We start from the raw sequence: 23,590 nt of genomic DNA, 5'->3' as shown, positions 1-23,590 counted from the left end.
ACGCTACACCTCCCCTTCCCACGGCCAGCGCTCTGTAAGCCAGGACCATGTGCATGCATCGTCCGCATCCTCGATCGTGAGCGGTCCAAACGATGCCTCATACGCTTTAACAGCTTCTTTCCGAAGTGCCACCACATACCGGTAATAATTCAGCGCATTCCTGTCATCCGGGTGGGTGTCCAGATAGAGAATCACATCATCCATTGCAAAGCTGGCATCATCAATCCGTTTCATCAATTTTCTGGCAGTCTCATTCATCAGCAGGCACCTCCCATCATAAACGGCAGATCCAGATCCGGAAAAATAGTTCCCCGCCTGAATGCGGTTTCCAGCGCATACGGCTGCTGCCAGGACTGAATCGGTACATATCCCATGCCGACCGGATAATTTCCGCCTCCCAGAAATGTCTGCGGCGGCCTGTTCCCTCCTGTCTGCGGATACGGGCGGGCAGGTCGGATTTCTGGACCCTGCGGGCAAAATGCCCCATTTTCCGAAACAAGATGCACCGAACCAGCACAAGGTATTTCCGGCGGACAGGTTGGCGGTGCGGTATTTATGCAACGATTGCCAGAAATGCCTGCCACCGGGCATGACATAAGAGGCATTCCCGAACGGCAGGCATTTTTCCGGCTGGAGTTATCCTGATAACCATTCATATTTCATTCTCCTACAAAAGCAGTTATACTTTATCTTATGCAGGAAATATATAAATGCGATCGCCGCTGAAAAACAGAGCGATCATTATGTACTATTTTTTACAAAGGTAACTGATAACATCTTTTCTGGTAATAATACCGATAAAATTTTTCTGATCATCCAGCACCGGCACGAAATTCTGGTTCATGATCTTTCCCAGAAGATCTTCCATATCCGCATTGACAAGTACCGGCTGATTATCCGAACGGCGTGGAATCTCAGTGATCCGCACTTTTTCTAGTCCTTTCTGCACCAGATCTGTCTTATTTTTGAGTCCCCACAGCAAGTCGCCCTCGGTTAATGTTCCTGCGTAACGCCCTGCCTTCGTGATGATCGGCACCGCAGAATACTTGTACTTTTCCATCGTATCCATTGCCTGCCCAACCGTGTCCTCCTCATTCACATAAATGACTTCGCTTTTCGGTGTCAGAAAAAATAATATATTCATGGTTTACCTGTTCTCCTTTCATCTTTCCCCATACGTCCCCCATACGTATCTGTAGATTTTGTATATTTTCGTTCAAATCTGCCTTCGTTCTTCTTGATTATACCAAATCCGTCCAAAAAAGATATAAAGAAATCCTTATTTTTCCATCAAATTTTTCTGTAATCGGTACTGTTCATACCCGTGACCAGTAACTATATTCCGCTCCTAATAACCCATCTCCTCATCCACAAACACAACCTCTACTTCCATCCCATTGCTCGGACGCTCCAGGATCACGATCGAATGGCAAATCCGTGCCGGGCTGTTGCAGTCTACGCAGACGCCCGTTTTCGCACACGGGGTCTGGACCTGCAGACGGGCTGCGTTCTTCGGTGCTGCGATCTGTTTTGCACGTTCCATCGCAGATGTCAAATCCGGACAGACTTTATTGTTTCCAATGACAAAATATACTTTTTCCGGTCCGAATAAGGTCTGCGACACGCGGTTTCCGGTTCCATCGATATTGACCAGTTCTCCGGTTTTGGAAACACCATTAGCGCTGGTTATGTACACCTCGGCACTTCTCGCTTCCACAAGCATCTCGCGCCCTGCCTTTTTCCAGTGCCAGATCACCTCATTTTTCTCGGAAAGTGCCTCATAAAGTCCCATCTCCTGTGCCGTCACACTTCCGCCTATCGCAACTTTTTTCCCGGAAATCTGATCTTTCAGATAGTCCGACGCAGCCTTCTTTGTATCAAAGAAACTCGTTTTAAATCCGTGACGTTCAAAATTATTCTTCAGCAGTTCCTGTTCCATCTTTGTCCTCCTTATTAAATCGTTCAATTTATAGTAACTTTTATTTATAACCTACATTGACAGCCTTTGGTCTTTGAAAATATTCGTACTTTACCTATAGTATATCAAATATTGGCAGAAAAACAAGGCAGAGCAAATTAGCTGCCCGCCTTGCTTCAAATCAACAAAATTCCCTGTCTTCATGTTTTCATACAGCAGCTTTCTGTTTCAAAACCACCTGTCACAAAACACAAACTTATCCCTTCATTTCCAATTTCTGCCACAGCCAGAACCAGACTGCAAGGCGTATCATAAACAGCATTTCAGCCTGTCATTCCAGATAGTCCAGCGCATCCACCGGTTCTCCGTCGTGCATCAGCTCGAAATATACGTTATTTCCCTCAATCGAATAGTATTTGGTCGGCTCTGCCACATATCCGAGTATCGTATCTTTTGCCACATACTGCTTCTGCGCCACCTGAACGTCTTTGAGCTGTCCACAGACCGCCGTGTAGCCGCTTCCCAGATCCAGCACAACATAATTGCCGATCTCCTCATTAGAACCGACTTCGGTTACCTGCGCCTCGGCGGGTGCGGCGACCGGTTCACTCACATCGCCCTGGATAATGAGCGCCGGATTGCATTTGTATTGATCGAGCGTCGGAAAATAGATGGTCGAATCCATGCTGTAATCGAGAATTACATTGCCCTGGACCGGCCAGCTTAAGCGATCGGTTCCATTGTAGGAAAGTGCGCGTGCGGCAGCTGCTCCGGCTCCCAGACTGCTCTCTTTTTCCTCCTCCATCGGCTTCTGATCGGCTTCATCCCGGTTATTGACCGAATACGAGGCATCCGAACTTCCTGCCACCTGTGCGCGTGTTTCCGCCTGTCCGTCGTTTTCTTCTAAACGGTTCTGCGGCATCTCTTCCGCCAGGATTCCCTCCGTCTGCGGCACATCCAGATACGGATTTCTTCCATCCTGCGCATTATCTTTTCGAATTTTTACGGTTCCTGCTGCGGCTACGATTGTCAGCAGACCAAGCACTGTCATTACCAGAACAAGTTTGTCCCTGAATAACTGTCTTACTTTATTTTTCACGTTTATCACCTCGGTATTAGTCTTGCCGAAGTGAATCGTTTTATTCAGAAACGATTTGAATATTTTTAAAATAATGCTTTAAAATTTCTTCCGCGCTGCTCCCATTCTCCGCCATGAGTCCCGCCCCGTACTGCGACAACCCGTAACCATGCCCGCGCCCATAAGTAACACAGCGGATTTCGTCCCCGTCTTCCTCGAGGGAAAAAGCTGGCGACGGCACGCCTAACGCATAGCGCACCGCGTCCCCGCTGTACGTCTCCGCCCCAATCTGCACGGTTTCCACATAACCGGCGCTGTCCCGTTTCACGATCTGAATTTCCTCCAGAATCCGCTCTTCTTCCAAATTTTCCAGATCCGGGTGTTCTCCCAATGCATTCAGTCCTTCTTCCAGACGTTTTTTCAGTTCTTCCCGTGTCATGCCCTGCCGCGTCAGGTAGCCGCCAGCGCCCTCATCCTCCTTTGCCGCAACCGACGCCAGATACGGATGCGCCTCATCCCCTTCGCGCGTCCGCCCCGCGCTCACTGCATGAAACAGCGGCTCAATATAATCCCCATCCCAGATCGCCGTCTGTCCTACGCTCTCCCGCACCGCCCCACAGATCGTCTGGTAATATTCCGGCATTCCAGCCGCCTCAAACCGGCTCTCGATCTGCTCCGGCTCCAGATAATCCATATCTAACGCCGATTCCTCGATCGAATCCGCCCCGTCCATCTCCCGGTACAGCGCCGTCCGCGCCAGAATTGCCTGCGCCTTGACTGCCTCCTTCGGATAGCCGTCCGGAATCTGCACTGCAGTCAGACCGATCAGATATTCTTCCAGTGGGACAGCATACCCGGTTCCGTTGTTGCGGACGCCATCCTCCCGATCCAGAAGGATCTGCCGACCATCCGTCTGACTTCCCCCTCCAGATGTTCTATCTGAATTTCCTCCGATTTTTCCTCCATCCGCCCCCTGCACACGCCCGGAAACTGCCAGTGTTGTGATATATGGGATCAAAAAAGCCGCCAGTACGGCGGCAGTTCTCTTCTTCATTTCGGTTCTCCTGTTTTGACTGTTCCAGTACGGTTTCACGCATTTTCTGTTTTGCCATACCAGTAAACTTATGGTTTCAATGCCTTACAAACCTGCTTCTTTTCTCTGCCTTCCTTATCTTATGACAGGCACTCAAAAAATATCACAAGTCTACGCTCCGGCTTTTCCTCCGCCGCCCTTTGCAGTCTCTTCCAGTTTCCCCTCTATCATTCTTTTACTCCCCCAGCGTCACACCATCCAGCAGCCAGCGGAACCATCCCTTTTTCTTCATCACCACAGTTCCATGAAAGTCCATCGTCTTCTCCGGTGCCAGCACCTCATCGCCTTTTTCCAGGCAGAAACGCACCGAAACCGTGTAGTCATACGTCCGCGCCTTCTTATCCCGCCCCGTCTCGCTCAGCTGACAGTTCGTCACATACACGCGTTCCACCGGTGCGGAAAACTGCGATAATAAAAGGACATACGGAAGCCCCGTCTGCTCCAGCGCCTCGCATCCAGCCTCGGTTGCCGTCTTTCCATACTCTTTCGCATAGATCGCCGTCAGACCGTCCTGATACACCTCATCCAGATCAAACGCCCGGTTCGCCGTATAAAGCGAATAGATTTCCTTTTTCGCCTGCTGATAGGCGCTGTTTTTATAAGAAGCAAACAAAAACAGCGAAATGATAAAAAAGAGGGAAGCACCCACAAGAGGAACCGAAAATCCTTGTGTCCCCGGTCTTTTTCTGTATCCTCTCATAGTGTGTCCTCCCTCTTTTTACTCCTTTTACAGTGCCTTTACATCATCATCGTCCACATGGATCTTCTCCAGATGCCAGATGTCGCGCACATACTCCTCGATGGTACGGTCAGAGGAGAATTTACCAGCGCTTGCTGTGTTGAGCATGGCTGCTCTCGCCCACCAGTTCTCGTCACGGTAAGCTGCCTCGACGCGTCTCTGTGCTTCCGCATAGGAACGGAAATCTTTCAGGATGAAGTAGGTATCTGCCTTGGCACTGTTCTTTGTATTTAACAGAGAATTGTAAATATCGCGGAACAGCTCCGGATCCTGCGGTGAATAGTAGCCGTTGATGAGCTGCATCAGCACGCGGCGGATATCCTGGTCGGTGTTGAAGATCTCCTCCGGGTTGTAACCGCCGTTGTTCTCATAATTGATAACCTCGTCAGCGCTCAGACCGAAGATAAATGCGTTCTCCTTGCCTACCTCCTCGACGATCTCCACGTTCGCACCATCCATCGTGCCCAGCGTCAGCGCACCGTTCAGCATGAACTTCATGTTGCCGGTACCGGACGCCTCCTTGCTGGCGGTGGAAATCTGCTCGCTGACATCCGCTGCCGCAAAAATCAGTTCTGCGTTGGAAACGCGGTAATCTTCGATAAACACAACTTTCAGCTTACCATTGATGGATTTATCATTGTTGATAACATCTGCTACAGAGTTAATCAGTTTGATCGTCTTCTTGGCAATCTGGTAACCTGCCGCTGCTTTCGCACCAAAGATAAAGGTTCTCGGAACCATATCCATGTTTGGATTGTCTTTGAGCTGGTTATACAGGTACATTACATGAAGAATATTTAAAAGCTGTCTCTTGTACTCATGGAGACGTTTTACCTGTACATCGAAAATGGAACGCGGATCAACGTCGATTCCGTTGTGCTCCTTGATGTATTTTGCCAGGCGCAGTTTATTCTGGTACTTGATGTTCATAAATTCCTGCTGGAATTTCGGATCATCGACGTATACTTTTAATTTTGCCAGGTGCGGAAGATCGGTAATCCACTCGTCGCCAATCTGCTCCGTGATCCAGTCTGCCAGAAGCGGATTGCCATGCAGCAGGAAACGACGCTGGGTGATACCGTTTGTCTTATTGTTAAATTTCTCCGGCATCATCTCGTAGAAATCTTTCAGCTCCTGATTTTTCAGAATCTCGGTGTGAAGTTTTGCCACACCGTTGACGGAATATCCGGCTACGATCGCCAGATGCGCCATCTTGACCTGACCGTCAAAGATGATCGCCATCTTTTTAACTTTCTCGTAGTTATTCGGGTACTTATTCTGTACCTCGATCAGAAAACGGCGGTTGATCTCTTCCACAATCTGGTATACACGCGGAAGCAGGCGGGAGAACAGCTCGATCGGCCATTTTTCCAGTGCCTCTGCCATGATAGTGTGGTTGGTGTATGCACAACATTTTGTTGTGATACCCCACGCCTCATCCCAGTTTAAGCCTTCCTGATCCAGGAGCAGGCGCATCAGCTCAGCAACTGCCACGGTCGGATGCGTATCGTTCATCTGGAATACGATCTTCTCCGGCAGTTTGTGAATATCATCGTTTGTCTCTTTGAATTTCTTCAGAGCAACCTGTAAGCTGGCAGAAATGAAGAAATACTGCTGTTTAAGACGCAGCTCTTTACCCGCATAGTGGTTGTCGTTCGGATAAAGGACCTCAACCAGGTTCTTCGCCAGATTCTCCTGCTCGACCGCCTTCTGGTAATCACCCTTGTCAAATGCAGAAAGGCTGAACGTGTCGATCGGCTGTGCATCCCAGATACGCAGGGTGTTGACTACGTTGTTGCCGTAGCCGACAATCGGCATATCATACGGAACTGCCAGAACAGACTGATAACCTTCCTGTACAAAATGGTTGCGCTCACCGTCCCACTCGGTCTTGACATAACCGCCAAATTTAACCTCGGTCGCATACTCCGGGCGGCGAAGCTCGAACGGATAACCGTTTTTCAGCCACTCATCCGGCACCTCCACCTGGTAGCCGTCCTGAATTTTCTGCTTAAACATACCGTAGTGGTAACGAATGCCGCAGCCGTAAGCCGGATAACCAAGCGTTGCCAGGGAATCCAGAAAACATGCTGCCAGACGCCCCAGACCGCCGTTTCCAAGTGCCGGATCCGGCTCCTGATCCTCAATCGCATTGAGGTCAAAACCCAGCTCTTCCAGTGCTTCCTTCACTGCTTTTTTTGCACCCAGGTTGATGATATTGTTACCAAGCGCACGTCCCATCAGAAACTCCATAGAAAGGTAATATACCTTCTTTGCGCCTGTCTCGTCAAACTGCTTCTGGGTTGCAATCCAGTCGTCGATAATCACATCCTTGATCGCATAGGACACAGCCTGGAATATCTGCTGCGGTGTCGCCTCGTCGATCGTTCTGCGGTACTGGTTCTTTACATTTTCGATAATACTCTTTTTAAACTCTTCTTTGCTGATCTCGCGCATCCTGTCCTCCTAATATTCGTAGTATCACGGTTTCCCGTCAGGCACATCAGTCAGTCGTTTTCTCAACACCAAACATACCTTTTTCGCCATTGATATCCCACTCTTTTGTGTATCCGCTCATGGTGCCAATCAGGATATTATCAGCCAGAACCTCTTTCTTGATTTCCTCTGTATGCTTCTTTAAAATTTCTGCAAGTTTATCATTTCCATCCTGGAATACGTTGATATGGTTCATTACCTCAAAACCGGCTTCCTTACGCATCGTCTGAATCTTACTGATGATCTCGCGGACAAAGCCCTCTTCGATGAGTTCCGGTGTCAGATTGGTGTCCAGAACAACGGTAACGAAATTATCACCCTCAGATACAAAGCCCGGTACCTGTGCCATGTCAATCAGAAGATCTTCTTTTGCCAGCTCTACCTTTGTACCGTCCTGCGTCTCAAAGCTTAAAAGGTCGGTTTCATTTAAGGTATCCATCGCCTGATTTCCGTCCAGACCTGCAAGAATCTCTTTGATCTCGTTTACATACTTGCCATACTTGCGTCCAACGGTACGAAGCTGCGGCTTGAAGCTGTAGGAGGTAAATGCGCGGACATCATCCGTGAACTCTACCTTCTTCACATTCAGCTCATCCTGGATGATTTCCTGATAGAACTCCGGCAGAGCGGTCTCTGCCTTCACGAACATACGTCCGATCGGCTGACGGTTCTTGATGTTAGCAGTATTTCTTGCTGCACGACCCAGAACGACAACCTTCAGGACTTCTTCCATTTTCGCTTCCAGATCCTTGTCGATGTGCGCCTCATTTGCAACCGGGAAGTCGCACAGATGGATGCTCTCCGGTGCCTCTTTATCCAGACTGCGAACCAGATTCTGGTAAATGTCTTCGGTCATGAACGGAATCATCGGAGCCGCTACCTTCGCTACAGTTACCAGTGCGGTGTAGAGTGTCATGTACGCATTGATCTTATCCTGCTCCATGCCCTTCGCCCAGAAACGCTCACGGCTTCTTCTGACATACCAGTTACTCATATCATCGACGAAATCCTGGAGCGCTCTTGCAGCCTCCGGAATGCGGTAGTTGCCCAGATCGTCGTCCACCTCTTTGATGAGGCTGTTTAACTTAGACAGCAGCCATTTGTCCATAACCGGAAGTTTATCGTATTCCAGCGTATATTTGGTTGCGTCAAAATTATCAATATTCGCATAGAGTACAAAGAATGCATAGGTATTCCAGAGAGTACCCATGAAACGTCTCTGTCCCTCGATAACGGCTTTTCCGTGGAAACGGTTCGGCAGCCACGGTGCACTGTTAATGTAGAAATACCAGCGGATCGCGTCAGCGCCGTAAGTCTGCAGTGCATCGAACGGGTCAACCGCGTTGCCCTTGGACTTACTCATCTTCTGTCCGTTCTCATCCTGGACATGCCCCAGAACGATAACATTCTTGTACGGCGCCTTGTTAAAGATCAGGGTCGAGATAGCTAACAGGGAGTAGAACCATCCACGCGTCTGATCAACCGCCTCGGAGATGAAATCTGCCGGGAACTGCTGCTCAAACAGTTCTTTATTTTCAAATGGATAATGATGCTGTGCAAATGGCATGGAACCGGAATCAAACCAGCAGTCGATAACCTCCGGTACACGGTGCATCTGTTTGCCGCACTTCGGGCAGGTGATCGTCACATCATCGATGAATGGGCGGTGAAGCTCAACCTCTCCATTTGCCTCCTGATCCATCTCTTTTGCATATTTTTTCACAACGTCCGTGTAGTTCGGGCTCATAGATTTTAATTCTGCCTGGCTTCCGATCGCGTGCTGGCAGCCGCACTCGCACTCCCAGATATTTAATGGAGTACCCCAGTAACGGTTACGGCTCACGCCCCAGTCCTGGACATTCTCCAGCCAGTCGCCGAAACGCCCTTTACCGATGCTCTCCGGAATCCAGTTGATCGTGTTGTTGTTGCGGATCAGGTCATCCTTGACTGCGGTCATCTTGATGAACCAGGATTCACGTGCATAGTAGATAAGTGGTGTATCGCAGCGCCAGCAGTGCGGGTAGCTATGCTCAAATACCGGTGCAGAGAACAGAAGTCCGCTTTCTCTTAATGCTTTCAGAACCTCCGGATCGGCTTTCTTGCAGAACATACCAGCCCACGGAGTCTCCTTCGTCATCTCGCCCTTGCCGTCTACCAACTGTACGAACGGAAGGTCATATTTTCTGCCGACCTTAGAGTCATCCTCACCAAATGCCGGCGCAATGTGTACGACACCGGTACCATCGGTCAGTGTTACATAATTATCGCAGACAATGTAGAATGCTTTCTTATGCTGTTTTTCACAGGTTGCTACGGCATAGTCAAATAATGGCTCATACTCTTTATATTCCAGATCTTTTCCGACAAAGGTTTCCAGGACATCGTAAGTGCCCTCGCCCAGAACGGTATCACACAGCGCCTGCGCCATATAATAAACCGTGCCATCCTCTTTCATTTTTACCTTTACATATGTCTCGTCCGGATTTACACAGAGCGCCACGTTGGACGGAAGTGTCCACGGGGTGGTCGTCCATGCAAGAATGTATGCATCTTCGCCCTTTACCGGGAATTTAGCAATCGCAGAACGCTCTTTGACGTCCTTATATCCCTGTGCCACCTCATGGCTGGACAGCGGGGTGCCGCAGCGCGGGCAGTACGGTACGATCTTGAAGCCCTTATAAAGAAGTCCCTTGTTCCAGATTTCTTTTAATGCCCACCACTCAGACTCAATGAAGCTGTTGTGGTAGGTAACATACGGATGCTCCATGTCTGCCCAGAAACCAACGGTGTTGGAGAATTTTTCCCACATTCCTTTGTATTTCCAGACACTCTCTTTACAGTGCTCGATGAACGGCTCCAGACCATACTGCTCAATCTGCTCCTTGCCGTCCAGTCCCAGCATCTTCTCTACTTCCAGCTCAACCGGAAGACCGTGGGTATCCCATCCAGCCTTTCTCGGAACCATGTAGCCCTTCATCGCGCGGTATCTCGGAATCATATCCTTGATAACACGGGTCAGCACGTGTCCGATGTGCGGCTTGCCGTTTGCGGTAGGCGGTCCGTCATAGAATGTATAGGTCGGTCCCTGCTTACGGCTGTCGATACTCTTCTTAAAAATCTGCTCATCTTCCCAGAACTTCTCAATGTTCTTTTCACGTTCCACGAAATTCATGTTTGCCGGAACTTTGTTGTACATGATAAATTCCTCCTAAAAATATGAAATAAAGTTTTTATTTCATAGAACGTCTTTTTCTATGAAATAAAAATGGACCCATCCTGTAACAGGACAAGGGCCCACTTGCTTTTAACCACCTATTACTGCATACCTTTATATGCGCTCCCTATAACGGAGGAAACCGTCGGTACTTACTGAATTTTCCTTCCGGGCGCTGTCAGAAACGGCGCTCAGACTTCCAAAAATGGTTCAGCCCGAAGCTCCGGAGTGATCTTCGCATCCGCTTTACTCACAGCAGGCTCTCACCGTCCCTGCCTCGCTCCCGCTTTCCGTGCGGCGCTACTGTCTCCATCATTGCTTTTCCTATCGTAATTAGTAATCAAATCACTAACATGGACATTGTATCTTTTTTCCAGATGGTTGTCAAGGAATGTTTCGGATATGATTCACATGTTATAAAATTATCATTATTTTGCCATTCCCCTGATTTTATGGTATAGTATATAAAATATGTCTGTATTTACTTTAAAAAACAGACACAGACATTCATTGCAAATATAAACAATGAAGTATACTATATATAAAAAGAAGGGCGTGCCCGCAGCCGTCTTTCGCAACAAAGGAGAATATTATGGAGCCAAGAAACCTTACCCTATTGACCGACCTGTATGAACTGACGATGATGCAGGGCTATTTCCGGGAGAAAGATGCCAACGAAACCGTCATTTTTGATGCGTTCTACCGCACAAACCCGGATGGAAATGCGTTTTCCATCTGCGCCGGCTTAGAGCAGGTCATTGACTATGTGAAAAATCTTCACTTCGATGATGCCGACATCGAATACTTACGCGGACTCGGCATTTTTGATGAAGATTTCCTCGAATATCTTCACAATTTCAAATTTTCGGGTGACATCTACGCAATCCCGGAAGGCACCGTTGTCTTCCCGCGTGAGCCCCTCGTCAAGGTCATCGCGCCAATCATGGAAGCACAGCTGGTTGAGACTGCCATCTTAAATATCATCAACCACCAGAGCCTGATCGCGACCAAAACCTCCCGTATCGTCTTCGCCGCACGCGGGGACGGAATCATGGAGTTTGGGCTTCGCCGCGCGCAGGGTGCTGACGCCGGTACCTATGGCGCCCGCGCTGCCATGATCGCCGGCTGTATCGGCACTTCCAATGTACTGGCCGGAAAACTATTTGACGTTCCGGTCAAGGGAACCCACGCACACAGCTGGATCATGAGTTTCCCGGATGAGTTGACTGCGTTCCGCGCTTATGCAAAGCTCTATCCGAGTGCCTGCATCCTGTTAGCCGATACCTATGATACCCTGGGTTCCGGTGTTCCGAACGCGATCCGCGTCTTCCAGGAGATGCGCGACGCCGGTATCCCGCTGACTTTCTACGGCATCCGCCTCGACAGCGGCGACCTTGCATATATTTCCAAGAAAGCCCGCAAGATGCTGGATGACGCCGGATTCCCGGATGCAGTCATCTCCGCCTCCAACGATCTGGATGAATATCTGATCGACAGCCTGAAGATTCAGGGCGCTGCCATCACGTCCTGGGGTGTCGGCACAAACCTCATCACCTCCAAGGACTGCCCTTCCTTCGGCGGCGTTTATAAGCTGGCTGCCATCATGGACCGTCACACAGGCAAATTTATCCCGAAGATCAAGCTTTCGGAAAATACAGAAAAGGTTACCAATCCGGGCAACAAGACCATCCAGCGAATCTATGACAAGGAGACTGGCAAGATTATCGCAGATCTGATCTGTCTCGTGGATGAAGAGTTCGATGAGAAGAATTCCCTTCTGCTCTTCGATCCGATCGAGACATGGAAAAAGACACACCTCGCGCCGGGCACCTACACCATGCGCGAACTTCTCGTTCCAATCTTCAAAAACGGCGAATGCGTTTACGAGTCTCCAAAGGTTATGGACATCCGCGAATACTGCAAGAAAGAACAGGAGACGCTGTGGGACGAGTCCCGCCGTCTGGTAAACCCGCATGAGATTCATGTGGATCTCTCCAACGAGCTGTGGCATATGAAGGCACAGCTGTTAGACAGCTATCATTATACAAGCAACTAGTAGATAAAATACGAGTAAATACCATGTTCAGGCAAGTTTATTGCTGCCGGACATGGTATTATTTTCTTTAACGCTTCCATAAAATTTGCAAAATAAAGACGAATGTGTCTCCAAGGAAATTCCTATTACACAAAAACTGCCGCCAAATACATCCGGCTGCCAGCCCTCTTCTTTGAAAAGTCCAGCCCGCCATTGTATTCCAGCGACAGTTTTTATATGAATCGTATCTTTATTTTTTTAAATCTATATCAAATATGATATCAATTACTCATCCCAGTTATGGTAAGTAGCCTGTACGTCATCATCCTCATCCAGAAGATCCAGGATTCTCTGCATCTTTTTGATGGATTCCTCATCGGTAAGCTCTACCCAGTTCTGCGGAATCATGGTAACGTCTGCTTCCATCATCGGAACACCAGCCTTCTCCAGCGCCTCGCGGACTGCAGAGAAATCTTCCGGTGCGGTGATCACTTCGTAGCTGTCCTCCTCCTCGGAGAAATCCTCAGCTCCTGCATCCAGTGCAAGCATCATCAGCTCATCCGGATCCATCTCGCACTCTTCTTTGTCGATGATGATCTGACCTTTTTTATCAAACATGAAGGACACGCTGCCCGGAGTACCTACGTTTCCGCCGCCCTTGGTAAATGCGCTGCGGACATTCGCTGCGGTACGGTTCTTGTTGTCGGTCAGGGTATCTACGATGATAGCGACGCCATTCGGACCATATCCCTCGTATGTAAGATTCTCATAATTGACAGAGTTTGCATCTCCGGCTGCTTTCTTGATACCACGATCGATGGTATCGTTCGGCATATTGTTCGCTTTTGCTTTTGCAATCACATCACGCAGACGGCTGTTGTTTGCCGGATCCGAACCACCTTCCTTAACAGCTACGGCAATCTCACGGCCGATAACGGTAAAGATTTTTCCCTTTGCTGCGTCGTTTCTCTCTTTTTTGTGCTTAATATTGGCGAACTTTGAATGTCCTGACATAAAATAACACTCCTCTTTCTATCTTCTTTGTTGTATCTTTTCGCTCATCAGCTTTTATATCACGCCGATTTCGGCACTAAAAAGCTGCATCTTAACTATTTTAACACCATTCTGTATGCTTGACAAGGGGTTCGCGGCTGATTTTATGTATCCAGTTCCAGACTGACCTTCAGCGCACGGTCCACCTCCTGTAAAAGCGCCCCGTCGATATGACAGATTTTCTCTTTCAGCCGCTGCTTATCGATCGTGCGGAGTTGTTCCAGTAAAATGACCGAATCCCTCACCATCGCACAGCGGCGCGTGTTTAATTCCACATGCGTCGGCAGCTTGGCTTTGTTCATCTTTGATGTGATCGCCGCGCAGATCACGGTCGGGCTGTGCTTGTTGCCGATATCATTCTGGATGACCAGCACCGGGCGGACGCCGCCCTGCTCTGAGCCGATGACCGGTCTTAAATCTGCGTAATAAATATCTCCTCGTCTGATAATCACTCGATTCACACTCCGTCCAAACTATTTTAAGATATAAATAACTGCTTTGTACTTTCACAGCTCCACAGTCCGTTTATACCGTTAGTATGGACAGATTTACACCGCCTATACGCGGGTCGTCCCATAAATGCATCCGGCAGTCCAGGTTCCCGGCTTTGCCGAAGCTATCTACTTTATCTTATGAATCCTTTTTCTAAATGGTTCAAACGCCGGCTTTACTCCATAAAATCCTCATACCGATCATCATTATAATCCTTTTTCCCGACGATCTTTCCACCTCTCACGTACACGCGCGGCACACGTTTTCCAAGCACGCACGGGATCTCATAGTGGAAACCGCCACTCCATTCCGCCAGCTCTTCCATCGTGATCTCGTCGTCCCCGTCGCGTCCGACCAGCGTTACCCGCGTGTCCTCAGCAGCCTCCGGGATATCGGTCACATCGATCATGCACTGATCCATGCAGACGCGTCCCAGAATCGGTGCGCGGTGTCCATGAATCAGGACATAACCCTTTCCAGAGAGATTTCTCGGATAGCCATCGCCGTATCCGGCGCCAATCGTCGCGATCCGCATCGGACGATCCGTCACAAAGGTTCCGCCGTAGCTGATCGGCGTGCCCGGCTCCACTTCCTTAACATAGGTAATAAAGCTGCGGATCTCCATCGCCGGGTAAATCTTCATGTTTCGCTCTACCTCATCCGACGGATACAGACCGTATACCGTGATACCGGCTCTCGCCGCATCCAGTCCCATCCGCGGCAGTTCCATGATCGCCGCGCTGTTCGCACAGTGGCACATCGGAATATGAACGCCTGCATTTTCCAGACCTTCATGGAATTTCTGGTACCGCTCATACTGTAAATGGGTAAATGCCTTATCCGCCTCGTCAGCACGCGCAAAATGTGTAAACATTCCCTCGATCTCAATGCCCGGAAGCTTTGCAATCTGCTCTATCTCTTTCAGGCTATTTTCATCCGGGTGAAATCCGATTCGTCCCATGCCGGTATCGAGCGCAATATGCATTTTCGCCGTCTTTCCCATCGAAACCGCAAGTTTTGAGAGCAGCTCTGCCTTGTCTTCCTCAAAGATCGCTGGACGGATATCGTCCTCAATCAATTCCACAAAATGGCGCGGGTGCGTGCTGCCAAGCACCAGAATCGGTTTGTCAATGCCGTGGCGGCGCAGGTTCTGTCCTTCCTCCAAGGTTGCCACCGCATAGCCCCAGACAAACGGCGCGATCGTCTTCGCCACCGGGACAGCCCCGTGACCGTAACCATCCGTCTTAACCACGCCGATCATCTTCGTTTTTGCCGGAAGATTTTCGCGCATCGCCTCCATATTTTTCACAATCGCATCCAGGTCAATCCGCGCATAAATCCGGGTATATGGTTCTTCTGCCATTGTATATGCTTTTTCCATCTTTTTGTCTTCCTTTTTATTTTCAATCTATCTTTTCAAGCAGACAGTCCGCGATATCTCTTGCCAGCACGGAATGCTCTCCCTTTTTACAGGCAGCTGCCGCCCCGGCTCTTCCGTGCAGGAACACGCCGAGCGCCGCCGCCTCATCCTCTGAAAATCCCAGCGCCAGAAGCCCGGCAATCACACCTGTCAGCACATCGCCGGAACCACCCTTTGCCATCGCGGCGCAGCCGCTGTCGCCGATATACACATTGCCATCGCGCCCCGCCGTCACCGTCACGGCATCCTTGAGCACGCAGGTCACGCCTTTCTCTTCGCCATACCGCACCGCTGACTCGACCAGATCCCGTTTCAAATCCTCAATCGAGCGTCCCGTCAGACGCGCCATCTCTCCCAGATGCGGAGTAACGATCACATTTTCCGTAAAATACCCGGACAAATGCGGATGCTGCGCGACAGCATTTAATCCATCCGCATCCACAATGATCGGCACATAGGCGGAAAGCAGCACGTTCTGCACCAGACTTGCGACATGGGCTTCCTTTCCGAGTCCCGGTCCCAGCACGATCGCGCTCGCCCAGCCGCACTCCTGTTCCACCAGGCTCTTAAAACCTGCCGGATCCGTCTGTGCCTGTTCCGGATCATACGGCGTCAGGATCGCCTCCGGAAGGAGATTTTGCAGAATCGGCACATTTGCCCGGACGGTCAGGATCTTCACAAGTCCCGCGCCCATCCGGTACGCAGCCAGGGCGCTCAAATACGCTGCGCCGCACATCCCCTCCGAACCGGCTGCGATCAGGATTTTTCCATACGTTCCCTTGTTGGCGTCTGCCCGCCGTTTCGGGATCTGGTTCTGATCCTCCGGATCATAGGCAAAATAGGTATGCCCTTCATATTTTGTATACGCCGGAAACCCGATGTCGGCAATCACAATCTCGCCGCACAGCTTCCGTCCCGGATAGAACACCATTCCCAGCTTCTCATAGCCGAAAGTAACGGTCAGATCCGCCTCAACTGCCTCGCCAAGCGCCTCCCCCGTCTCTGAGCTGACGCCGGACGGAATATCAACCGCAACTACCGCCTTTGGCTCCTGCTCCCGCATAAAACGGATCGCCTCGGCAAATTCACCGCCGACCTCTCTGGAAAGACCCACACCAAAGATCGCATCCACCATGATCTCCACATGCCCCGGCACATAATTTTCAAACGCCTCCACCGAGATCCCCAGATTCCGGTCAATCGCCACCTGACAGGTCATCTCCCCCGTCCAGTGTGCCTTGTCACCGACCGTGAGCACCGTCGGAAGCGCGCCACGCAGAAAGAGAATCCTAGCCAGCGCCGCGCCGTCCGCACCGTTATTGCCCGTTCCGCAAAATACCAGAAGCCTCTGCCCTGAAAGCTTCCCATACCGTTTTTCCATCTCGTCTGCAACCGCCAGCGCCGCTCGCTCCATCAGTACCAGAGAGGGTATCCCCACTTTCCGGATTGCATATCCATCTATCTCTTTCATCTGTTTTCCTGTCACCAGACGTCTCATTTCCATTCCCCCTCTCCGACTGCGTAAGCGGATGCAAGACTGCCTGTATTCGTGATCGACACGTGAATCCGGGTGATTTTCAGGCTGTCCGCAAGTTTCTTCGCTCCCCCGTGAAGCTGCACCCACGGTTTTCCAAACTCGTCCCGGAGCACTTCTATATCCAGCAGTCCAAAGCCCCGAAAGCCTGTTCCAAACACCTTCGAGACTGCCTCTTTTACCGCAAAATCGCCGGCGAGCCGGGACGCATTTCCCCCAGCCTGCCGACGCTCTTCTTCTGTATATACACGCACCAAAAAAGCCTCTTTTTCACAGGCTTTTTTGATTCGCTCTATCTCTACCAGATCCGTACCAATTCCGACGATCATTTTATTTCTCCAGCACCAGCTGCCTCTTCCTGCTTTCTCTGCGCTTCTTCTCTCGCTTTCTGATCCTGCATACTGCATACGCGGTAAGAAAGGCGCATCAGGCTCTCCGACAGATGGACATTTTCCACCACAACGTCATCTGGAACCTGTAAATCTGTATGGGCAAAATTCCAGATCGCCTTGATTCCGGCTTTGACAAGCCGATCCGCAATCTCCGGTGCTTTCGACTTCGGAATCGTCAGCGCTGCGATCTGCACTTCATTGTCCTTGATAAACTGCTCCAAATCTTCAATACCACGGATCTCCACTCCTCGGACTACCAGACCGACCAGACGCGGATTCACATCAAACATGCCTTTGATTAAAAAACCACGCCGCTCAAAATTTGTATAATTCGCGATCGCCTGACCCAGATTTCCCGCACCGATAATAATTAGGTTATGCTGACGGTCAATTCCCAGAATCCGGGCAATCTCCGAATATAAATACTTTACATTATAACCATATCCCTGCTGACCAAATCCGCCGAAATTGTTCAGATCCTGACGAATCTGGGACGCTGTCACCTTCATGCGGATACTCAAATCATTCGATGAGATTCTCTCTACTCCCTCCTCGAGCAATTCGCCCAAGTAACGATAGTATCTGGGTAGCCTAGAAATGACCGCTTTAGATATCTCTTTCTGTTCCACGGCTTTCTTCCACCTTTCTTTCCTCTAACGTTGTCCATATGGTTTACGCAAACCTTCGGACAATCTGATAAATTTATTATAGTCATATGATAAATAATTGTCAATTTTTTTATTTTATATGAGGGATTTTACATTGTATTTCGCAAAATTTTCTGACCAGAAACAGCCATTAACCGTTCTCATTCTTGCATTGCTTCTTTATTTATATTATAATTTAAGATTGACGGTATATTTTTTAACCGAAATACATGGATACAACCACAGGAGGAATCTATGATTTTATCTTGCAGCAATATTTCAAAAGCATTCGGTACGGAGGAAATCCTCAAACACGTATCGTTTCATGTAGAAGATCACGAAAAAGCCGCCATCGTCGGCATCAACGGAGCCGGTAAATCGACTCTTTTAAAAATAATTGTCGGAGAACTCGCAGCAGACGAGGGCTCCGTGACCATCGCCAAGGGCAAAACCCTCGGTTACCTGGCACAGCACCAGGATCTGCACAGCCAGACCACCATTTATGACTCTCTTCTGGAGGTCAAACGTCCGATTCTGGAAATGGAACAGCAGATCCGCACGCTGGAACTCCAGATGAAGCACGCCGAGGGCGAAAAGCTCGAGACGATGCTCAACACTTACAGCCGCTTAAACCATGAATTTGAACTTTTAAACGGCTACGCATGGCAGAGCGAGATCACCGGTGTCTTAAAGGGACTCGGCTTTGTCGAGGAAGAATTTTCCAAACCGGTTTCCGAACTTTCAGGCGGTCAGAAAACGCGCGTCTCCCTCGGTAAGCTCCTGCTCTCCAAACCGGATATCATCCTTTTGGACGAGCCGACCAACCACCTCGACATGGAATCCATCGCGTGGCTGGAAACCTATCTGATGAACTACGCCGGGACGGTCATCATCGTCGCCCACGACCGCTATTTTCTGGACCGCGTCGTGACCAAGATTGTCGAGCTGGACAGCGGCATCGCCACCTCTTTCCAGGGCAATTACACCGCCTACAGCGAGAAAAAAGCGATCATCCGCGCCGGTGTGCTCAAGGCTTACCTAAACCAACAGCAGGAGATCCGCCATCAGGAGGAGGTTATCACCAAACTCAAATCCTTTAACCGTGAGAAATCCATCAAGCGCGCCGAGAGCCGTGAAAAAATGCTTTCCAAGATGGATCTTCTGGAAAAACCGACCGAAATCAACGACGCGATGCATATTACGCTGGAACCGTGCGTCACCAGCGGAAATGACGTTCTCTCCGTCCGTGAGCTTGCCAAGAGTTTCGACGGCATGACACTCTTCACGAATCTGAACTTTGAGGTAAAACGCGGCGAGCGCATCGCCATCATCGGCAACAATGGGACCGGCAAGACCACAATCCTCAAGATGATCAACGGTCTTCTGACCCCGGACAACGGCGAGATCCGGTTAGGTTCCAAGGTGCATATCGGTTACTACGATCAGGAACACCAGGTTCTGCACATGGACAAGACGCTCTTTGACGAGCTGCAGGACACCTACCCGGATATGAACAACACGCAGATCCGAAATGTGCTGGCGGCATTTCTCTTCACCGGCGACGATGTCTTTAAGCGCATCCGTGATCTGAGCGGCGGCGAACGCGGGCGTGTTTCCCTGGCGAAGCTGATGCTCTCGGAGGCGAACTTCCTGATCCTCGATGAGCCGACCAACCATCTGGATATCGCCTCGAAGGAGATTCTGGAAAACGCGCTGGTTCATTACACCGGAACCGTTCTCTACGTCTCCCATGACCGATATTTCATCAACAAAACTGCGACCCGGATTCTCGATCTGACGATGGGAACACTGATTAATTATATTGGAAACTACGATTATTATCTGGAAAAGAAGGAGACGCAGGAGAAAGCCTATCTGGCTTCCGCCGCACAGGCAGCCAGCCGCTCTGCAAAATCTTCCGGAGCCGGAAACACAGGGACTTCCAGCCATCCGACCGCTGCGGCAGGTGCAAATCCGACTGCTCTTTCTGGAAATGGCACTGGTACCTCTGCTGCTTCGTCCGCTTCTGCCGTGACCGCTGCAGTTCAGGCGGCAGCCAGCGCTTCCTCCGGCAAATTGGACTGGAAACAGCAGAAGGAAGAACAGACGCGGCTTCGTAAGAAACAGAATGAATTGAAACGCGTCGAGGAAGAAATCCACACCCTTGAAACCCGCGATCAGGAGATCGATGCGCTTCTCTGCGATGAGACTGTCTTTTCCGATGTTCCGCGTTTGATGGAACTGAATAAAGAGAAGGAAGAACTGAATGCAAAGTTAGAGGGATTGTATGAGAAGTGGGAGGAATTGGCGGAGTAGAGGTTACTGTTCACGTACCCAGTAACGGAATTTGCCGCGGCTTTGCATTTAAATACGGCAAATTCCTGCTGCCACCACGTTTTCTTACGGCACTTCCGATGCCGGACCACTCTTAGCCTTTAAAGATTCATCCCCAGCCGGTCCGGCTCCGCTTCCGGCAAATTCCGGATCAGAGTTCATCTCGATCCCTTCGGCTTCGTCTGGTTTTTGTCCTTCCTGCCAGAATCCTAACTTTACGACATATTTGTATAATTCCGGACTGTTTTTTCGGATGTCAGCTCGGACATCTTCGTCACAGCAGGCGGCGAAAAAGCTGCCGAACTGCATCTCCGGCTTATCGTCAAAGTAGGATGGAAGAGGCTGCACCAGTCCACTGCCAGCCAGATATCGCTCGAAATCCGTCAGGGCACGTGAGGTTTCTTCGTCGCTTAGTTCCGACGCAGCGAACTCGCCGAATGCCATCGCAAGTCCCTGCGGTTTAGAAAATTTGATTTTCTTGTAATGCACATCTGTATCATAATTGACAAAATAGATACCCTGCTCTGTTTTCGGCGCTGAGAAGTATGCCTTGTCTGTGTAGTACATCAGCTCCCAGCCTGATTCTGCAAATCGTTTGATCCACTCTCTTGGCACGCCTGCCAGTTCTTTCGTAATCTGTTCTTTTTCACTGTCCGACGGACGCCGTTTTCCCATCAAACGCACATCATGCGTCCGGTCGCGCAGTCCATTTGCATCGTAGTAGTTGAGTTCCACGTACTGATCCGCCGCCATCTGACCATTGTCAAAGAAATAATATTTATGCCCGTTTACCATCCGGTTTCCGCCGCTGAACATAACACATTTGGAATCAAACCAATACCAGGCATTTCCTGCCTGATACCAGCCGGTCGTCAGTGCCCCATCCTCGTTTGCATGATACCACTGATCCGTCTCTTCCTCATAAATCCAGCCAGTCATCATCGCGCCGCTCTCGGCGAAATAATAACGGTTTGTGCCGATTTTCCGGAGTCCCCGCTGCATATAGCTGCTTTTTCCCAGATAATACCAGTGACCATTCGATTTCAGCCAGGACGCTTTCAAAAAGCTGCCATCCGTCAGGCGGTACTGCCAGTCCTCGCCGTCTCCGACCCACTCGCCCTCATACAGATACATTTCTTTATTTTCAAAACCAGCCGCGCCACTTTCTGTCGCCGATGCCTCTGTCTCTGTTATATCATTGGCATTATTTTCGGTGCCGAACCTGTAAACTTGATTTTCTTCCTTGCCCTGCGCCGGGGTGTCCGCAAACGCATCGTTACCTGCCGCCAGCGCTGTCCCACAAACAAACAGGGATACTAAAAAGGATGCTGCCCACATAAATTTTTTCTTCCAATTCATCGTGTGCCTCCCCTTTCTTGTTCATAATTAAGCAAAAAACTGTGAACAGTTGCCACATCTCTTCTTATTTTACCGCACCGCAAATGAAAAGTATAGAAAAAAATTCTTACATCCTTTATAATAATAAAATAAAAGACAGTTCATCAAAGACAGCAATATCCAATCTGCCTTTGAAACAATATAAAAATGATTACAAATTCCAATCACTCTTTTTTATAGAGTTATAAAATTAGAAAGGATACCATATATGAAATCAAAACGCATTTTGGCGCTGACGGGTGCTGTTATCCTAATCACCCTCTACGTCTCTTCCATCATCTTCGCCCTGATGGACAGTCCACTGGCAGAAAATCTGCTGCTGGCATCGCTGTTCTGCACGATCGTTATACCGGCGGTGCTCTATGGGTATGCGGTGGCACTGCGATATTTTAAAAAGAAAAAATAACGTTCAAAAAGCAAACGACTGTCTATTTCTAACACAATACGCAGTCGTTCGCTTCTTTCATTCTTCTATACTGACTGCCTCCGCAGTCTCCTGTCATTTTTTCATCATCCCGCCACTGTAACCGCATTCTCCCGGACATCATTAATCGCTTTCATAAGCGCTGTTCTCGTTCTCACATCAAACAACTTTAAAAAACTAATTGGCTTATCAAACGGAGGCTTCTGCAAAACAGCCACATTCTCCATATACCCATTCTGCTCCATATGATTAATAATCTTATGAACAAAATTGATCTGCCGTTGGGTGAACCTCACATGGCTAAAGTCACATGCTTCTCGGCCGTTTTAAACGGCAAGACTAAATATCGGCGGATACGCCAGTAACTTAGAATTCGTGCGGATACGCACTTTTTCCACGCCGGATACGGCTGGTTTCCACATTACAGGTAGTCCGCTGTATATCTGCCTGTATTTATGCCGCTTTTAAGTTATTTACTTCTACATAAAGCTTTCTCAAATCTGCATAAACGCAGGAGGTTCTACGCTTCACTGCAGGTACTTTTGCCTCCAGTGAAGACCTTTCCGTTTCCGGCAAGGGTTTTAAAAGTTCCCGTATAAAATATCTCGCCCCGATATTATAAGTTGCTGACAAATCACAGTTATACTGCTTTCCTGTCTGGAAGATACATAGGCTATGGTTCTCCGGATTTCTTACTATCGCTCCACTTCCGTCACAGGCCAGCCTGCTGGTGTTCCGGGCACTAACTCTGGACACACGAATCCTGTTCCGATGTGCCTGATGTTCACATAGCTTCTGAATATCCCGCTTTCTCCATAAATGAAGTTTTTGCTTCTTTTTTCCGGATATTTTTCCCTGCATTTCCAGATACTCAAAAACAATTACATCTGCCTGATATTCTACGGCATATTTCGTGATCTCCGTAGCTATTTTGCGGGACAGTTCCATATTCAGCCTTTTTGCATAACCCCATCGGCTTTGAACCTGTCTGGAGGAATGTTCTCTCTGAAAACGGCGGATTCTGCCAAGTACATGATACAAATGGTCTTTATCACTGGAGAAATTTATAAATTTACGTCCCAGGATAGTGCCATCTGCCCGCATGATGCTGCAGACTGCATCCGTATTGATTCCCAAATCAACACTGCATATCACCTGCTCTTTTACAGCTGTTTTCGATAAGGTTACTTCCTCTGTGTATGAAAACCGAAGGAAATATTTATGATGTTTCCTTTCCAAAGTTGGGGCAGATGCCTCTTTCCCGCTCCACTTTTTTCGAAGATATTCCATATCGGTATGAAGTAATTTCACCTGAAACCACTT

At 49.2% G+C, this 23,590-nt stretch carries 21 protein-coding genes; 3 read left to right on the top strand and 18 right to left on the bottom strand.

The window, feature by feature from the left end; genetic code table 11:
• Positions 1-3: 3 nt before the first annotated feature.
• The 9 genes from C7U56_RS00105 to ileS form a co-directional block, all read right to left on the bottom strand.
• Positions 4-258, bottom strand: a complete 255-nt coding sequence (locus C7U56_RS00105) for a spore coat protein CotJB (protein ID WP_022360123.1) — start codon at positions 256-258, stop codon at positions 4-6.
• Positions 258-656 carry a spore coat associated protein CotJA gene (locus C7U56_RS00100; protein ID WP_233430131.1) on the bottom strand — a complete coding sequence of 133 codons (399 nt, stop codon included), beginning with the start codon at positions 654-656 and terminating at the stop codon, positions 258-260. The genes C7U56_RS00105 and C7U56_RS00100 overlap by 1 nt, the downstream gene beginning before the upstream one ends.
• Before the next feature lie 92 nt (positions 657-748).
• Entirely contained in the window at positions 749-1,144 is a 396-nt protein-coding gene (locus C7U56_RS00095; RefSeq protein ID WP_022360124.1) for a CBS domain-containing protein, read from the bottom strand.
• A gap of 204 nt (positions 1,145-1,348) precedes the next feature.
• Positions 1,349-1,939 (bottom strand): lactate utilization protein, encoded by a 591-nt coding sequence (locus C7U56_RS00090; RefSeq protein ID WP_106999707.1) that lies wholly within the window; start codon positions 1,937-1,939, stop codon positions 1,349-1,351.
• A 310-nt stretch (positions 1,940-2,249) separates the two neighbouring features.
• Positions 2,250-3,017, bottom strand: coding sequence for a M23 family metallopeptidase (locus C7U56_RS00085; RefSeq protein ID WP_106999706.1), 768 nt, complete (start codon positions 3,015-3,017; stop codon positions 2,250-2,252).
• Positions 3,018-3,057: 40 nt separating this feature from the next.
• The gene (locus C7U56_RS00080; RefSeq protein ID WP_106999705.1) at positions 3,058-4,050 is read right to left on the bottom strand and encodes a SpoIID/LytB domain-containing protein; all 993 of its coding nucleotides are present in this window, start codon (positions 4,048-4,050) and stop codon (positions 3,058-3,060) included.
• A 214-nt stretch (positions 4,051-4,264) separates the two neighbouring features.
• Entirely contained in the window at positions 4,265-4,789 is a 525-nt protein-coding gene (locus tag C7U56_RS00075; RefSeq protein WP_106999704.1) for a hypothetical protein, read from the bottom strand.
• A gap of 27 nt (positions 4,790-4,816) precedes the next feature.
• Complete coding sequence (locus tag C7U56_RS00070) at positions 4,817-7,285, bottom strand: glycogen/starch/alpha-glucan phosphorylase (protein WP_106999703.1); 2,469 nt, start codon at positions 7,283-7,285, stop codon at positions 4,817-4,819.
• A 46-nt stretch (positions 7,286-7,331) separates the two neighbouring features.
• Positions 7,332-10,520, bottom strand: coding sequence for an isoleucine--tRNA ligase (ileS, locus tag C7U56_RS00065; RefSeq protein ID WP_106999702.1), 3,189 nt, complete (start codon positions 10,518-10,520; stop codon positions 7,332-7,334).
• Positions 10,521-11,130: 610 nt separating this feature from the next.
• Here ileS and C7U56_RS00060 point away from each other — a divergent pair.
• The gene (locus C7U56_RS00060; RefSeq protein WP_106999701.1) at positions 11,131-12,594 is read left to right on the top strand and encodes a nicotinate phosphoribosyltransferase; all 1,464 of its coding nucleotides are present in this window, start codon (positions 11,131-11,133) and stop codon (positions 12,592-12,594) included.
• Between the two features lie 264 nt (positions 12,595-12,858).
• Here C7U56_RS00060 and C7U56_RS00055 read toward each other — a convergent pair whose 3' ends face one another.
• From C7U56_RS00055 to C7U56_RS00030, 6 genes are all read right to left on the bottom strand, one after another.
• A complete protein-coding gene (locus C7U56_RS00055; RefSeq protein WP_022360132.1) occupies positions 12,859-13,587 on the bottom strand; it encodes a YebC/PmpR family DNA-binding transcriptional regulator in 729 nt (242 codons plus the stop codon).
• A 143-nt stretch (positions 13,588-13,730) separates the two neighbouring features.
• Positions 13,731-14,078 carry a type II toxin-antitoxin system PemK/MazF family toxin gene (locus C7U56_RS00050; protein WP_106999700.1) on the bottom strand — a complete coding sequence of 116 codons (348 nt, stop codon included), beginning with the start codon at positions 14,076-14,078 and terminating at the stop codon, positions 13,731-13,733.
• A gap of 215 nt (positions 14,079-14,293) precedes the next feature.
• Positions 14,294-15,499 (bottom strand): alanine racemase, encoded by a 1,206-nt coding sequence (gene alr, locus C7U56_RS00045; RefSeq protein ID WP_233430130.1) that lies wholly within the window; start codon positions 15,497-15,499, stop codon positions 14,294-14,296.
• 22 nt (positions 15,500-15,521) lie between these two features.
• Positions 15,522-17,042, bottom strand: coding sequence for an NAD(P)H-hydrate dehydratase (locus tag C7U56_RS00040; protein ID WP_338108834.1), 1,521 nt, complete (start codon positions 17,040-17,042; stop codon positions 15,522-15,524).
• Positions 17,033-17,401 (bottom strand): holo-ACP synthase, encoded by a 369-nt coding sequence (gene acpS, locus C7U56_RS00035; protein ID WP_106999698.1) that lies wholly within the window; start codon positions 17,399-17,401, stop codon positions 17,033-17,035. Before acpS ends, C7U56_RS00040 begins: the two co-directional genes overlap by 10 nt.
• On the bottom strand, positions 17,398-18,093 hold the full coding sequence (locus C7U56_RS00030) for a redox-sensing transcriptional repressor Rex (protein ID WP_106999697.1): 696 nt from the start codon (positions 18,091-18,093) through the stop codon (positions 17,398-17,400). The genes acpS and C7U56_RS00030 overlap by 4 nt, the downstream gene beginning before the upstream one ends.
• A 273-nt stretch (positions 18,094-18,366) precedes the next feature.
• On the opposite strand from C7U56_RS00030, the gene C7U56_RS00025 reads away from it, so the two are divergent.
• The gene (locus C7U56_RS00025) at positions 18,367-20,427 is read left to right on the top strand and encodes an ABC-F family ATP-binding cassette domain-containing protein (protein ID WP_106999696.1); all 2,061 of its coding nucleotides are present in this window, start codon (positions 18,367-18,369) and stop codon (positions 20,425-20,427) included.
• A gap of 84 nt (positions 20,428-20,511) precedes the next feature.
• On the opposite strand, the gene C7U56_RS00020 is transcribed toward C7U56_RS00025, so the two are convergent.
• Complete coding sequence (locus C7U56_RS00020; protein ID WP_106999695.1) at positions 20,512-21,804, bottom strand: N-acetylmuramoyl-L-alanine amidase family protein; 1,293 nt, start codon at positions 21,802-21,804, stop codon at positions 20,512-20,514.
• Between the two features lie 247 nt (positions 21,805-22,051).
• Between C7U56_RS00020 and C7U56_RS00015 the strand changes: the two genes are divergently transcribed.
• Entirely contained in the window at positions 22,052-22,249 is a 198-nt protein-coding gene (locus C7U56_RS00015; protein WP_106999694.1) for a hypothetical protein, read from the top strand.
• A 104-nt stretch (positions 22,250-22,353) separates the two neighbouring features.
• Here C7U56_RS00015 and C7U56_RS00010 read toward each other — a convergent pair whose 3' ends face one another.
• Together C7U56_RS00010 and C7U56_RS15790 are read right to left on the bottom strand one after the other, a co-directional pair.
• Positions 22,354-22,563, bottom strand: a complete 210-nt coding sequence (locus tag C7U56_RS00010) for a type I restriction-modification enzyme R subunit C-terminal domain-containing protein (RefSeq protein WP_267895288.1) — start codon at positions 22,561-22,563, stop codon at positions 22,354-22,356.
• Between the two features lie 157 nt (positions 22,564-22,720).
• Positions 22,721-23,590, bottom strand: an 870-nt coding sequence (locus C7U56_RS15790) for an IS200/IS605 family accessory protein TnpB-related protein (protein WP_106999693.1), incomplete at its 5' end; no start/stop codon positions are given.

Origin of the sequence: Clostridium fessum, assembly GCF_003024715.1 — a bacterium.
Classification (GTDB): domain Bacteria; phylum Bacillota; class Clostridia; order Lachnospirales; family Lachnospiraceae; genus Otoolea; species Otoolea fessa.
Note: the sequence above shows the minus strand (reverse complement) of the source record. Positions and strands in the feature narration are given on the sequence as shown.